Origin of the sequence: Steroidobacter sp., assembly GCF_036402275.1 — a bacterium.
In the GTDB taxonomy this organism is placed as follows: domain Bacteria; phylum Pseudomonadota; class Gammaproteobacteria; order Steroidobacterales; family Steroidobacteraceae; genus Steroidobacter.
The window spans coordinates 292,307-307,187 of sequence record NZ_DASWTF010000014.1 but is presented as its reverse complement, the minus strand read 5'-3'; the positions used below and the strand labels follow the sequence as shown (position 1 = coordinate 307,187).

Genomic DNA, 14,881 nt, shown 5'->3' with positions numbered 1-14,881 from the left:
CTGCGCAGTCCTGCTCCGCGCAAGCCCAGGGTGCCCATCCATGGACACCCGCTCGGCGGAGCGAAGCGATGCTTCGCTGAAATGCACCGCCGAGCCCCTGTTGGATCGAAGCTGCCGGGAGGAGGTACCACCCCCTATCCTGCGCCGAAAGCTCAAATAACTTTCCCCCACCTTATCGCTGTAGTTTCCGCGAGAGAAATCACTGCGATCTCGACACGCGATAGCGTTGTCGAGTCTGAGCGCGGTTAGGCCAGAGGAATGAGAGCTTCTTTTTCCCGCGTTCGACACTGCAGCTTGAACTGACCTCGGTCTTATCCGCGTCCGAGTCACCGCTGACCTATCGGCGTCGCCCAGGGGGTCCTAGGTTCTCTCGGCAGCTTCGATCCAACAGGGGCTCGGCGGTGCATTTCAGCGAAGCATCGCTTCGCTCCGCCGAGCGGGTGTCCATGGATGGGCACCCTGGGCTTGCGCGGAGCAGGACTGCGCAGCGCAATGTTGGTCGTAGCAGCAGCTACAGGGACGTACGAGCAGGCGACACGCGACAGCGTGGCGAGGCGGGTGCGCGGTGCCGGGAGGACCTAGGACCCCCTGGGCGACGCTAACCACCGTCGCCGCCTCAGGAAACCTACGCGGCCGGCCTCATAAGCAGCGGCACATACAGCGGCCCCACCTCGGGCATCCCACTCATGCGAACCTCGCCAGCCAACTCGAAGTGCCTCGTCTTATCCAGCAGCGCATCCAACGACACCCGCAACAACTGTCGAGCGAGTGGGACCCCTGCGCACATGTGAGGCCCACGCCCATACGCGATGTGTTGATTGATATTCGGCCGTCGCAGAATGAACTTATCCGGCTCTGGAAACACCGCTTCGTCCCGATTCGCAGAGGCATACAGCAACGCGATAGGCTCATCCTTCGGAATGTTCCTGCCACGAATAGTCACATCCTCACGCGCCGTGCGAGCGAAGCCACGATAGGGCGTATAGAGGCGCACGAACTCCTCGACCGCATCGGGAATCAGCGAGCGATCCGCGCGCAGCTGTTGTTGTAACTCAGGATCGCGAGACAGATGCACGGCGATGCTCCCCATCAGAATGGGCGGCGCCACCAGGCCAACCACCAACACCTGCCGCACGCAGCCCGCGAGCAGAACATCGGGGAATGGCTTGCCATCTGCATCCCGCTCGGCAAGCAGCGAGCTCGTCGGATCAATGGTCGGATCCAGCGGCTGTACGCGACGTTGCTCGATGAGCTCGCGCGCCAGCGACGCAAGTCCTTCGCCTGCGACGACGACGCCAGGCTTGTCGAAGGCTTCCCAAGCTCTGATGTATGCACGCGAGGTCTTCGCAAGATGATCGGTTTGCTGCTCGGACAGCCCGAGCCATTCGCCGAACAAGCGTACCGGCAGGATGGCCGAGAAATGCTCCACCAGATCCGCTTCCCCGAGAGCGACCAACGACGCAGCAAGCTCGTGCGCAATTCGCTGAGTCGCCGGCAGCAGAGAGGCAACACGGCCCGCACTCAGCGCACGATCGATCGCCCGGCGATAAGGCGTGTGCTCCGGCGGATTCAGATGCAACGGTGGGCGACGACCTGTCGTCGACGAGCCCGGCACGACATTCCGCACCGACGTGATGTACATGTCCGAATCGCGCAGGACGTCGACCACGTCCTCATAGCGCGCCAGCGCCCAGAACCCATCGAACTGCGTGCTGTGAGCTACCGGGCAGCGGGCGCGTAAGTCGGCAAAAGTCGCATGCACGCTGTCGAACGTCTCGGGCAGCGTGGGATCGTACTCGTTGAGCAACGATGGGTCGGACATGACGTAAAGTGACAGTATTCAAAGGGACGCCGGCGAGACAGTAGGGCAGAAGCACCCCACGGAGGTAACACCTTCTGCGTCTCCCGGCTATAAGCTGCTTCGATGGCGACTATGCCCCACAGAAACAGGCTGCCCCCACCGCGCGTTCCGCTCCCTAGAATTCCCGGCCCCGGCCACTATTGACGAAACCGTCTAATAGTGACGTAATAGTTCAAAATATAACCAGCTCATGGTGGACATGGGCTGTTCAGGGACTGGGGGCTGCCGATGGCTGTGAAAGAAAGATTCACGGTTGCGCGCGCGTGGGTAACTGCGTTGCAAGCGCCGATCATCATGGGTCTCGCATCGCCCGTCGTCGCGGCGACCTTGGCCGACGATCGACAGGCAGGCGCCTTGGAAGAGGTGGTGGTCACCGCCCGAAAGCGCGAGGAATCCCTGCAAGACACGCCAATTGCGATTTCCGCATTCTCCGCTGCGGCGCTCGAGCGTCAGCAAATCACCAGCACTGAAGATCTCGATCAGATCGCGCCCAACCTGCAGTTCGCGAGCTACGGCCCGCTGACGGGAAACAACTCCGCGGCACAGGTTTATATCCGGGGCATCGGTCAAAGCGACGGTTCCTCCGGCGTCGATCCCGGCGTCGGTTTGTATATTGACGATGTTTATATGGGCCGCTCCGTCGGCGGCGTGCTCGATTTTCGAGACATCTCCAACGTTCAGATCCTTCGCGGCCCGCAAGGCACGCTGTTCGGCCGAAACACCATCGGCGGGGCGGTGTTGCTGACTACGACGTTGCCCGGCAAAGAGTTTGGCGGCACGGCTCGCCTCGGTTTTGGCGATGACAGCCTGTACGAAGGCTTTGCCGCAGTCGATCTGCCGATTTCAGACGCTGTGCTCACGAGAGTCTCCGTGGGCGCGCGTCAACGCGATGGATATGTCAGACGCGCGTTCGACGGGGTCGATCTCGGTAACGAAGATACATACACCGTGCAGTCATCGTTGCAGTGGCTGCCGAGTGACCGCTTCACCTTCACGCTACGTGGCGACTACACCAAAGAGGACGAGAACGGCTCGCCGTTCGTGTTCGCATCGATCAACGAGTCGCAGGTGTTTCCGGCGGCAATCAGCAGAGGGGCGGGCTGTCTCGGTGCGACGTTCCCACCGCCCTCGGTGCCCCAGAACATCGTCGATGAGCGCTGCGCCAACGATGCGACCTGGAACCTGGGCAAGTATCGAAACGGCGGCAATGCACCAGCGGAAAGCACGCTGGAGAATTGGGGCGTGTCTGGAACCGTGCAATGGGAGCTGAGTGAGACGTTCGCGCTCAAATCCATCACCGCCTATCGCGAACTGGATTGGAGCGGCAGTCGCGACGCGGACAACACCGGGTTGCTCGTTCTGCACACGAATTATTCGAGCTCGGGCGATCAGTTCAGCCAGGAGTTGCAGGCGCTGGTTGAAACTGAGAGCTTGCGCGGCGTGGTCGGTGCGTTCTATTTCGAGGAGACCATCGACGACTTCCTGCTCGTACCGTTCGCCGCGCCACCGCCGCTGGTAGCGAGCGGCGCGATTCCGGGATCGATCGATTACCAGCGCGCCTTCATCGACAATGACAACTTCGCCTTGTTCACGCAGTGGACCTACAATGTGACGGATGCCTTGAGCATCACGGCCGGCGCTCGCTACACCGAAGAAACCAAGGGCATCAGAATCATTGCTTTCACGGTGACGCCACTGACGGCGCCGCTCGTGATTCCGACGAGGCTCAATACCCCGTTGGTCGCGGGACCCGGGCTCAACATCATTCCGCTGCCGTTCGAAAACAAATACGAGTCCACCACGGGCTCGGCCAGTATTCAGTATCGCTGGAACGATTCGCTGATGACGTACTTGAGCTGGTCGCAGGGGTTCAAGAGCGGCGGCTTCAATCAGCGCTACAACCTCGCGCCCGCCGGCAATCTGCCGGTGGCGTTCGATGAAGAGACGGCGGAGACGTTCGAGCTCGGTTTCAAGTCCGAGATCGGCGCCAATGTGCGGCTCAACGGCGCGATCTTCAGCACCGACTATGACAACATGCAGCTCACTTATCGGCTCGGCATCGTGCCGCTGCTGTTCAACGCCGGCAAATCGTCCATCGAAGGCGCTGAGCTGGAGCTGACGTATGCGCCAGGGCGGCTGATCGTCGAGGCTAGCGCCGGCTATCTCGACAACTCCTTCGACGAGATTGCATCGGTGCCTGGCACAACTCAGACCGTGGGCCCGAACAATACGCTGCCGTTCGCGCCTGAGTGGCAGGCGAGCCTGGGCGTGGGCTACGACTTCGATCTCGGCGATGTCACTCTGACACCGCGGATCAATGTAACGCACACCTCCGAGCAGTACTTCGACGCTGCCAACTCCATCGAAGTCGCGCAGCTCGACGACGTCACACTGCTGAATGCCTCCCTGAATCTGGAGCTGGGCGCCTGGCGCTTCCGAGCGGGTGTGAACAACGCCACCGACGAGCAATACCGCGTGGCCGGCAATTCATCCTTCAGCACATCGGCCGGCTACGCCGAAGTGATCTATTCGCGCCCGAGAAACTACTTCGTGTCCGCCAGCGTGGATTTCTGAGGCGCATTGCCGAGGATGTCGTTCGCAGCCTCACAAGCGAGCCGGTCGGCCTGAGCGGCCGGCACGCCCAGCGAGCGAAGTAAGCCAGCCGCCATGCCTCTGGCGATGTCGATATGCGGCGTGACCAGACGTTCCTCCAGCGCATGGCGGAGCGAGATCACGATCGTTCCCATGACCAGCAGCACGGCCACTTCGAGATCCACATGCTTGAAGCGCTGTTGCGTGATGCCTTGCTGGACATTGTTGCGAAGGTTGCGGTTGATGGGGGCATCGACCATGGTCGCGCCGGAGTTCAATCGCCACAGCACCTGTGCGCTCTCCCGATGCTCAATCGCGAAACGCATGAAGACGCACAACGCCCGCGCCAGATGAGCCGCGGGATCCGTGACATCGGCATTGGCTTCGTTGACGGCCTGTTCGGCCTGCCGACGCACGGAGCTGGCGATCTCGCGGGCGAACACGTCCTTGTCGACGAAGTGATTGTAGAAGCTGCCCTTTGCGACTTCGGCAGTGGCGACGATCTGATCCACCGTCACGCCTTCCACATCGCGAGAAGCAAACAATGTGCGGCCCGCGCTGAGCAGCGCTGCACGCGTGCGCTCCCAACGCCGATCCATCTTCGGCGTGGGCTTGTCGCTCAAAGGTTTTTTGGCGCTCACTGCTTGAGCATGTTATGCCCTGGTTGAAAATTGGCAAGAGCCAGTGCGGCCCTCGCGGGTGTCGTACTTTGCGGTGCTCAGCGTAGCGGCGCTGGTCGCAGCGCTGCTCGCAAAGGAGGCGCGGGGACGGGCACTCTAGCGGCTTCGCAAGGCTTCGATCTCCGTTGGGTTGAAACCCAGTGAGCCGAGGATATCCTCGCTGTGCTCGCCGATGCGCGGTGGGGCGATGTTCACGCCGGGTTGGTCTTCGCTGAAGAGAAAGCCCGCGTTGACGATCTCGACCTGTTCGCGTTCCGGCAAGCCGGGAATGCGCAGGCCGAGTTTCAATCGCCGCGCTTCGAGCGCGGGCAGTGAGACCGCCTCGGTCACATCTCGCACCATGCCGCAGGGAATGCCGGCGGCGCTCAGCCTGGACTCCCACTGGGCGGCGGGCGCTTCGTGGAAAACTCTATCCAACTCGAGGCGCATCTCGGCTGAATGCTTGCGCCGCAGGTCTGGCGTGAGGAAGCGGGGATCGCGCAGCCATTGCTCCCGGCCAACCTCGCGCGCCAAAGTTTCGAACTGGGCTTGCTGTACGACGCCGAGAGAAATCTGCCGACCATCGCTTGCAGTGAATACGGCCGAGGTCGGTTGACCGCTGTAACCGATGTTTCCGGTGCGCTCCGGGGGATTTCCCGTGACGAGGTAAGGCACGATGGCGGAAGTCATGAACGCCATGCTGGCATCGAACATCGCGACATCGATGTACTCTCCACGCCGCTCGCGTTGCCGGCGCAGCAGGGCAGCGAGTATCGCGAAGGCGGCAGTTTGTCCGGTGAGGGTATCGACTACCGGGAATCCAACCTTCGTGGGAGCATCGCCGGCCGTGCCGCCCAAGGTCATCATGCCCGTGGTGGCCTGCACGATGTTGTCGATCGCCGGCCAGTCGCGACGCGGGCCGTTCTGGCCGTAACCAGAAATGGAGCAATAGATCAGCTCCGGCCGAAGCTCACGAACCGATGCGTAATCCAGACCGAACTTGGCCATCACGCCGGGCCTGAAGTTCTCGACCAGCACGTCACAAGTTGCAATCAAGCGGCGCGCGGCTTCCTGCGCGAGCGGCTGTTTGAGATCCAGCACCAGAGATTTCTTGCCGGCGTTGACGGCGATGAAGGCCGGGGCCATGCCGTCATAGCGGCGGTCCGCGCCATAGTTGCGCATGGTGTCGCCGCGCCCAGGCGCTTCGATCTTGATCACCTCCGCGCCCAGTAATCTCAACAGGTGTGTGGCAAACGGTCCTGCCATGACGTGGCTGAAGTCGGCGACGCGAATGCCTTCAAGCGGTAGGCTCATGTTTCATCTCTGCTGCAGCGGATGCCGAAGTCGTCCTTGACCTGTGCGGCAATCGAGCGCGCCAGGCGATAAGCAGGCATGCCGTCGATGCCGAAGCGGGCGAGGTTGCGGGCTCGGGCTTCGCCATCACGCTCATACAAGGCGTCGAAGCGCGCTTGTTGATCCGGCGGCATGTCGTGAAATTCGACGCGATGTTCGCGGCCGGCGGCCATGCCGGCTTCGTTTGCAACCAGCAGCTCTGCAGCCAGCGATTTCTCCCAGACTTCGGTGCTGCGTTCGAGCAGATCGCGTTGTGCATCCGTCAGCGTGCGCCAGCGCTGCTCGCTCATGGCGCGGGCGGCGTATGCACCGCGCGGGATCTTGATGGTGTTGAAGTACTGTGCGACCTCTGCAAAGTGCAGCGATCGCAACGTGTCCGGCGGTGCGACCACGCCGTCGAGCACGCCTTTGGCGAGCGCCGAATAGACTTCGCCCATCGGCATGTCGATCGGATCGGCGCCGAGATCCTTGAGCACCGACAGCAGCTCCGAGGGCGCGCGCAGTCGCAGGCCGCGCAGGTCCTCCAGGCTTCGCACGGGGCGATCGCGAGTCACGATGCCGGGGAGATTGCCGCCTTGGACGGCAAGAATCTTCAGATCATGCAGCTCTCGCTGAAACTGCGGCTCGGCTGCGACCAGGCAGCGCCACAGCGAGGTCTGCTCCTCGAATGTTTCCAACCCGCCGTAGAACCCAGCCTGGGCCCGGATGAGATGAGCGCCGCCGCGAGCATAGATCGGCGTGATCAATCCCACGTCCGCGACACCATGCCGCAGCTCGTGCATGGAGTGCTCCGACGACAACAGCGATCCGGACCAATAGGGTTGAATGTCGATACTTCCGTTGGATTGCTGCTCGACCCATTTCATCCACGCGACATCGGCGCGGCTGAAGGGGTGAGATGGGCTGAACGGGCTCGCATAAGTCAGCACCGTCACGCCGGGCGCCGTCTGGGCGCATCCGGCCACACATATGATGAGTAGGGCGAGCAGGGCTCTCACAGCAGGCCTTCCTGCCGCAGGAAGCCGGCGACGTGCTCGACCATGCGCTCGTGGCTCCAATCCTTGGCGCTCACCATGTCAGCGGGCAACGCCAATGTTGGAATGCCGGCTCGGGCCAGCGCATGCTCAGTGATCTTGGTGCCGGACTGGGACAGGCGATTGTCGGGCGGCACCAGCATGACGGCTGCGTCGATGTCACAGCGATCGGCTTCGCTGACCATCCATTCATTCATCCACGGGGGTAAGTGCAGCACCTCGTTCATCGAACAGATGCGACTGGCCAATGCATGCAGCGGACGATCGTGCAGCTCGCGAATGTACTGCGGGCCGGCGAAGGGCATGTACATGGACCATACGAACACGGCGCCGTATCGATCTTCCAACGCACTGTAGAAGCCGGGGTCGTGCCAAAGGCCGGCGCCGATCCACATCAATCGCAGTCGCTCGCGGCCGCCGACACCCACGCCGTCCGCGATGCGTCGTTTCACTTCGTCGCGGAATCGGCGCGCATGGGCTACAGCCCAGGGCGAGCCGCGATGCCACTGTGGGATCATGGTGTTCGGCATCTGCTCCGCGATGGACACGGGGCAGGGGCGGGCTGCGCCGATCATTTGCGCGGCCTCGGCGATGTAACCTTCCTGCTCGTTGATGTCGAGCATCAGCTGCAAGAATTTGGCTTCGTCGAACTTGCGGCCCGTGCGATCTTCCAGCAGCGAGATCAGCTCCTGCATCTCAGCCACGAGCAGGTCGATGCGACGCTGCTCGAAGACTTGCTCCCAACGCTCGTTGGAGTTGCGATACCACTGCGGATCTTTGTGTTGCCAACCCGGGGCTTCCAGTGGGAAGAACTCGCTGCCGAGCGCCGTGGCCCATTGGCCGAAGACGTGTTCGATGCATTCGCAAGTCAGGCGCGCCACCAGCACCGTCGGTTTGGGCAATCCTCCCCAGGGCGCGATGCGTGGGTTGTTATCGAGCGTGCAGGCGAGACCCAGCGAACAATAGCGGCAACGATTGGCGGGATAACCGAGGTTGCCCAACACTTGATCGTAGTGCTTCGAAAGCTGTTTGGCGGAGATGTATGCCGACCACCATTGATTGGTGACCAGCGGGATATCCATGACGTGGAAGATCTCGTGCGGCGTATCGGCTTGCGCGATTGCAAAGGGCTCGCCCGCGTCGATCACGCGTCGCTTCAAGTCGGCGACGAAGTCACGCTGGTAGGCCGTGGCCGCCGCCGTGCATTCGAGGTCTTTGCGGCTGCGTTGGCCGCCGGTAGATGTGCTCATCGAAACACTCCGAGCTGCTGCAGCTCGTCGATGCGGGCCGCGCTCAGTCCACACAGGTCTCTTGCGATCGCTGTGCTGTGCTCGCCGATCGACGGTGCGCGATAGGGCGAGATGGCGCTGGCCGAAAAATCCATGGGCGTTCGCACGTGACCGAACGGTCCCAGCGACGGGTGATCGAGATTGATCAGCGCATGACGGGCGGCAATCTGCGGATCGCGCTCCATCAGGTCCTCGATGTCTTGCACGACGCCGGCCGCGATTCCTGCGGCTTGCAGCTGTTCCATCAGTGCGTGGGCATCATGCTGGCGGCACCATGTACTGAGCGCTTGCGGCGACGAGGTCGGGTCGAGGCTGGCCAATGCGCAAAGGCGTTCCCAATCCGCGCGTGTGACGAGCGTGACCGCGAGCCACTGGTCGTCGCCGCTCACGGGATAGACGCCTTGATGAAAAATGTTGGTGCCATCATTGCCGGTTCGCGTGGGCCGTTCGCCTCGTTCGGCGGCGAGGATGGCGTCGTGCATCTGCTGAACGCAGATTTCGTACATCGCGGCGTCAATGTGACATCCAAGGCCGGTGCGTCGGCGATGGTCCACCGCTGCGGCGGTCGCGGCGGCCATCACATAGGGAACGATCACGTCGCCATAAGGCACCGCGCCGGGAATGACTGGATTGCGATCAGGCCAACCGGTTAGAAACGTCCGGCCGGAGAGCGCCGCGCCCGTGCCGTCCACGCCCCAGGATTCGGCCAGCGGTCCGGTCTGTCCGAACACGCTGCCGGACACCATGATCAAGCCCGGATGACGTTTCTGCAGAGCCGAGTAGTCGAGCCCGAGCTTGGCCATGGTGCCGGGCGAGAAGTTTTCGACCACGATGTCGGCCCACTCGAGCAGCGGGTCGAGGACTTCGCGGCTCTGTGGGAGCTTCAGGTCGAGTGCGAGACTGCGCTTGGACGTATTGAGGTGCGCGAACCAGGGTTTGTCATCGAAGCTGTCGGCGCGCGAGGCGTTCACCTGGACGTCGATGCGCGAAAGGCAGGGGCGGCTGCGCGTTTCGACTTTGATCACCTCGCAGCCCAGGTCGCCGAGGACTTTGGTGGTGATCGAGCCGACCAGGGCCCAGGAGAAGTCGAGCACGCGCAGGCCTCGCAGCGGACCGGGACGCTCGTTCGATGGCGCACAGCTTTGCGGAGGCTTCGCGGCACTCGAACTCTCGGTTATAGAAACAAAGCGAGAGGGCCGGCGTTGCCCGGAGCGGTCTCGTGTCCAGAAGTTTCGAGCCTGCAGATGCGGATCGGCGAGCACGTCGGCCGGCTCGGCGACCACGGTTGCGTTGATGCCTCTCCGACGGCCTTCGGTCGCGATTTCGTGGCGCGTGCGCGATGAGAAGAATGCCTCGATGGCTCGTTCCCACTCGTGACGTGTTTGTGGATCGAGCGTCGAACGATTGTATTTCGACCAGTCGACGCCTCGCAGAGGGTTCGGCAGTCCCGCCGCGTCGATCCAGTCGCTCAGCGCTTGGTTGGCGGGCGCACCGAAGCGGCCTGTCATCAACGTGTGAAAACAGAACCCGTCCGCGAGCGGCCAGATGCACCGAACGGTCGCACGGCCGTAGTTCAACGCGCCTCCGACACGATGCAGCTTCCGACGATCGAACTGCCAGACGAGGACGCCATTCACGTTGCGGGAGAATGCGACCTCCTGGACTGAGACATCGACGTGTTGGCCTCGGCCAGTGTTTGCCAGCTCCACCAGTGCCGCCATTGCGCCGGCGGCGGCAGCCATATCAGCGTGGAACCAGCAGGCATCCAACGCTTCTTTCACCGGTGGCCGATCTGGATCGCCTGTGACACGCAGTGTTCCTCCCATCGCTGAGGCAACCAATTCGCTCCCGCGCCACTCAGATCGCGGACCTTCGCTGCCGAAGGTCGTCACAGAGATATGAATCAACCGCGGATTCATCTGCTCGATCCGCTCGCGCGAGAATCCCGCACGGCGCAGGGCCGGCAACCCCAGGCCCTCGATCAGAAACTGCGCGCCCGGTAGCTCGCTCGCGAGCGAAGCGACCTCCACGCCGCGAACCTCGGCCCCCAGTGAATCGAGCAACCGCGCCAGCGCGCCTTTAGCCACGCTGCCCAGAGCAAGCACACGCATGTCCTGCAGCGGCTTCATGCGACCTCCAGTGTAGTTCTGAACTGCGCGAGCTGGGCGAGGGCGTCGGTGCTCAGGCATTGAGGTTGCGATGTGAGCATCAGCGTAGGTAGCTGGGCGGCGCGGCACGCGAGCTCGATGCGGGGGGCCTCCCATGCGAGGCCGGTGTCGGTGGCGAGCATCCAGACGATGACGCCATCGGCTCGCAGCGCACGCGCGCGCTTCACGATTTCGGTCGGCGATTGCAGCAGAGTGCTGGCGGCCGTCGTTTGCTGATAGCAGCGGTGCGCGACTGCTTCGATGCCGACCGATTTCGATGGCACGCCTGAGTGGCCAACGCCTGCCTCGTTGATCTCGCCGACGACGATCACATCATTTGTCTCGATGGCTGCGTGCGGCTGATCATCGGGCGGCACACTGCCTACCAGCAGCACTCGCTTGCGTGGCTCTGTCGTCATCGGCGTAGCGAGCCACGCGCGTAGCGACCTATCGAATTCTTCCGACCAGTCGGCCCGGGCCGCACGCGCGATTCGATAAGCAAGGCGGCCCGGTGGCGCCGAATCGGACCCACGCAGCTTGGCAAGTCCATCGAGAAGACTCAGGCGCGCTGACACTCGCTGAACGGCCGCGTTCAATCGAGCAGCATCAGCACCGATAGCCGCCGCCAGCGACCGCGTCGACTCAACCGTGTGCGCCACGCTCGTCGCACGACCGATGCGCGCCAGGTCGAAGAGCAAAGGCCGCGGCCCCTTGCACTCACCAAAGCGCTGCAGCTCGCAGAGGTAGTAGTACAAGCGCTGCGCGCTGTCGTCACTGCGGGAGAAGATCACCGCCTCCAAGGCGTCGAGGTCACCGCTCAACCATCGCTGAGCCACCGTTCGACTCTGCGCAGAAAAGCTGTTCTCCAGATAACGGTCGGCCAACGCAGTGTCGCCTGCAGAAGCGAGTGCAGAGAGTTGCACTGGCACAGCCCCCGCAGCGAGGATCAGCTCGACGGGAACATCCCACCCGAGATATCCAATCGCACGGCCCGATCTCGCCGCATGAAGCGGATCTCTCAGCACGCGATCCAACACCGCCGGCAAACTCATTGATGCAACCACCCCGGCAACGCCAGCGCCAACGCCGGCACGGCGATCAACAACGACAGATGCAGCAGGTCGGCCGCGAGGAACGGCACGACGCCCTTGAAGATGCGCCCCAACGGAACATCCTTGGCGATGCCCTGAATCACGTACAGGTTGATGCCGATGGGCGGATGCACGAATCCGATCTCCATGGTGCGCACCAGATAGATGCCGAACCAGATCGGGGACAGGCCGAGATTGGTGACGATGGGCAGCAGAATCGGCGTCGTGAGCAGCATCAGCGCCAATCCGTCCAGCACCGAGCCCAGCAACAACAGCAGCACCGTCATGATGACGATGGCCAGCAACTGTCCTCCGGGCAGCCCATCCATAAAGTCGGCAACCTGATCGGCGAGCCCGGTGTAACTCATGAACACGGCGAAGATGAGCGCGCCGATGATCACGACATAGATCATGCCGGTCGTGCGCAGCGTCTGCGCCAGCGCCTCCTGCAGTGAGGCGCGATTCAACTTTCGACGCCACGCGCACAAGAGGAGAGCGCCCGTCGCGCCGACAGATGCTGCTTCCGTGGGTGTAAACCAACCGAACGCAATGCCGCCCAATACCAACAGGATCAGTGCACCCAGATCGGAAATGCGAACTAGCGCCGCGCGCCGCTCCGACCAAGGCGCACGCGCCGTCGCAGGTCCGATAGATGGACGCCAGCGACACAGCAGCACGATGGTGACGATGTAGAACAGCGCTTGCGACAGTCCGGGAATGATGGCCGCTGTAAACAGTTTGCCGATGGACTGTTCCGCGAGAATGCCGAACACGATGAGCGCGCCCGACGGCGGGATGATCGATCCCAACGTGCCGCCCGCCGCAATCGAGCCCGTAGCGAGCGCATCGGAGTAACCACGCTTGCGCATCTCTGGCAGACCGATCAAGCCGATGGTCGCCGCCGTCGCCAGGCTAGATCCACTGATCGCACCGAATCCCGCGCAACCGGCGACCGATGCAATGGCGAGGCCACCGCGGCGATGGCCAACCATTCGCGCCGCCGCTTCGAAGAAATCGCGACTCGCGCCGGCGGCGAAGCACAGATGCGCCATGAACAGAAATAACGGCAGCACGCCCAATTCGTAACGAGTAATCGTTTCGAACAGCACGACGCCGGACTTGATGATCGCCGGCTCCGGCCCGAGCAGCAGCATCAGCCCCACCATGCCGACGATGCCCATGGCCACGCCGATGGGCACTCCCAACGTCAGCAGCGCCAAGAGAGCAACGACCCCAAGCGCGCCGTTCATGGACGCCCCCGCAGTGAACGCCACATGTCACGCAGGAACACCGCTGCGATCGCGCCCGCCGCCACCAGCGAGACGATCCGTAACGGCCGAAACGGGATATGCAGCAGCTCGCTTTGCTCGTAGTCGTTCCATGATTCGACGGCGAGCCACAGCGCGCCGGCGCTCAAGCCGACGAAGAATAGCGCGGACAGCAGATTGGCGAACGCGCGCAGATACTGGCGGGCGCGCTCGCTCACTCGAGTCGTGAGCAACGTGACCGTGGCATGGCCGTTGTTCATTGTGGCCGACAACATGGCGGCCGACGCCATCAACAAGATGCACGCCTGAATGATTTCCAACGCCCCGAGCAAGGGTATGCCCGCATGACGGCCGAGCACGGCAACCGTCTCGACAGCCATGGCCAATACCAATCCCGCCGCGCCGATATAGAACAACGGGCCGCGCGTTTGCCCACCACCGTGGTGTCCGTTCAGCTCAGCCACACGCCCTCGCTTGTGATTTGCATTGTCAGTGGCGGCAAGCCGGCTTCGATGCCGATGGCTTGAACGTAGTCAGCGATGCGCTGAGCGGCGTCCGGCGCGATACGTGGACGCCCGGGTGGGTCGACGTGCACAGGGATGAATCCGGCGCGAACCTTGCCATTGGCGTCGATGTGCAGCCGGCCGAGCAGTGCGTTCACCGCTTCGGGATGAAACGGCGCGAGCAAATACGCAGGGTCCGGCTCGAACCCAAACAGCTCCTTGCGTTTGCGTGCCCAGGCCGCGCGCTCCGGCGAAGCCTGATCGGGGCTCAGCGCACGAGTGACGACGCAGCCATTTCCCAATCCGTGAAAGATGGGCACGCCTTTGTAAAACTCGATGCCACGAACGATGTGCGCGTGATGACCGATGACCACGTCGCAGCCTGCCTCGACGGCGGCGCGAGCGAGCGGACGCTCATACGGCGCCAACCTGGCGCGCGTATGCACGATACCCTTGTGAAACGCGACGACCACGACGTCGGATTTTGCCTTCGCCGCCTCGATGTCCTCGGCAAGCGTTGCGAGCGATGCAGGATCGATGCGATCGAGCGCAGCAGCGGGCCGGATCGGACCGCCATCGACCGCCTCGACGCGAATATACGAACACCCGGCACGATCGGGACCGGCCCAGGAACTCTCCGGTCCAACACAGTTGTAGCTGAGCACGGCAATGCGCTTGCCGCCGCGAGCGATGATCGCGGGTTTTCGCGCTTCGGCGAGTGTCGCGCCCGCGCCGGTATATGCGATTCCGACCTCGGCTAATCCGCGGACGGTGTCTGCAATGCCGACGGCGCCCAGATCGGCAATGTGATTTCCCGCCAATGTCACGGCTCCAATGCCGGCCCGAGCGAGCGCAGCGAGGTGCGCCGGATCGGCGCCGGGCGCCGGCACATCATCCCGGACTTCCTCGACGTGCGCAGTGTGCGGCACTTCCAGATGACCGATGGTGAGATCGGCGTTGCGCAGGGCAGGGGCGATGCCGCTCAGCCAATGGTCCGGCCGCGGCTCATCGAGGATCAGGTCGCCGGTGAAGATCAGCTCCATGCCGCGCCTCCCCCCTTCAGAAATCGGTACTGCCCTCGTTG

General features: G+C 62.9%; 11 protein-coding genes. 1 reads left to right on the top strand and 10 read right to left on the bottom strand.

The window, feature by feature from the left end; translation table 11 throughout:
- Positions 1-625 precede the first annotated feature (625 nt).
- Positions 626-1,822 (bottom strand): cytochrome P450, encoded by a 1,197-nt coding sequence (locus VGD45_RS08360; protein WP_331154825.1) that lies wholly within the window; start codon positions 1,820-1,822, stop codon positions 626-628.
- Between the two features lie 267 nt (positions 1,823-2,089).
- Between VGD45_RS08360 and VGD45_RS08355 the strand changes: the two genes are divergently transcribed.
- Positions 2,090-4,435, top strand: coding sequence for a TonB-dependent receptor (locus VGD45_RS08355; protein WP_331154824.1), 2,346 nt, complete (start codon positions 2,090-2,092; stop codon positions 4,433-4,435).
- Here VGD45_RS08355 and VGD45_RS08350 read toward each other — a convergent pair.
- From VGD45_RS08350 to VGD45_RS08310, 9 genes are all read right to left on the bottom strand, one after another.
- A complete protein-coding gene (locus VGD45_RS08350) occupies positions 4,405-5,094 on the bottom strand; it encodes a TetR/AcrR family transcriptional regulator (RefSeq protein ID WP_331154823.1) in 690 nt (229 codons plus the stop codon). The genes VGD45_RS08355 and VGD45_RS08350 overlap by 31 nt on opposite strands.
- A gap of 135 nt (positions 5,095-5,229) precedes the next feature.
- Positions 5,230-6,426, bottom strand: coding sequence for a CaiB/BaiF CoA-transferase family protein (locus tag VGD45_RS08345; RefSeq protein WP_331154822.1), 1,197 nt, complete (start codon positions 6,424-6,426; stop codon positions 5,230-5,232).
- Positions 6,423-7,463 carry a TRAP transporter substrate-binding protein DctP gene (gene dctP, locus VGD45_RS08340; RefSeq protein WP_331154821.1) on the bottom strand — a complete coding sequence of 347 codons (1,041 nt, stop codon included), beginning with the start codon at positions 7,461-7,463 and terminating at the stop codon, positions 6,423-6,425. Before dctP ends, VGD45_RS08345 begins: the two co-directional genes overlap by 4 nt.
- Positions 7,460-8,749 carry a 2-hydroxyacyl-CoA dehydratase family protein gene (locus VGD45_RS08335; RefSeq protein WP_331154820.1) on the bottom strand — a complete coding sequence of 430 codons (1,290 nt, stop codon included), beginning with the start codon at positions 8,747-8,749 and terminating at the stop codon, positions 7,460-7,462. Before VGD45_RS08335 ends, dctP begins: the two co-directional genes overlap by 4 nt.
- Positions 8,746-10,917, bottom strand: coding sequence for a CaiB/BaiF CoA-transferase family protein (locus tag VGD45_RS08330; protein ID WP_331154819.1), 2,172 nt, complete (start codon positions 10,915-10,917; stop codon positions 8,746-8,748). The genes VGD45_RS08335 and VGD45_RS08330 overlap by 4 nt, the downstream gene beginning before the upstream one ends.
- Entirely contained in the window at positions 10,914-11,987 is a 1,074-nt protein-coding gene (locus VGD45_RS08325) for a 2-hydroxyacyl-CoA dehydratase family protein (protein WP_331154818.1), read from the bottom strand. The genes VGD45_RS08330 and VGD45_RS08325 overlap by 4 nt, the downstream gene beginning before the upstream one ends.
- Positions 11,984-13,276 (bottom strand): TRAP transporter large permease, encoded by a 1,293-nt coding sequence (locus tag VGD45_RS08320; RefSeq protein ID WP_331154817.1) that lies wholly within the window; start codon positions 13,274-13,276, stop codon positions 11,984-11,986. Before VGD45_RS08320 ends, VGD45_RS08325 begins: the two co-directional genes overlap by 4 nt.
- Positions 13,273-13,758: a TRAP transporter small permease gene (locus tag VGD45_RS08315; protein WP_331154816.1), complete on the bottom strand. Its 486-nt coding sequence runs from the start codon at positions 13,756-13,758 to the stop codon at positions 13,273-13,275. The genes VGD45_RS08320 and VGD45_RS08315 overlap by 4 nt, the downstream gene beginning before the upstream one ends.
- The gene (locus VGD45_RS08310) at positions 13,746-14,840 is read right to left on the bottom strand and encodes a CapA family protein (RefSeq protein ID WP_331154815.1); all 1,095 of its coding nucleotides are present in this window, start codon (positions 14,838-14,840) and stop codon (positions 13,746-13,748) included. Before VGD45_RS08310 ends, VGD45_RS08315 begins: the two co-directional genes overlap by 13 nt.
- Positions 14,841-14,881 lie beyond the last annotated feature (41 nt).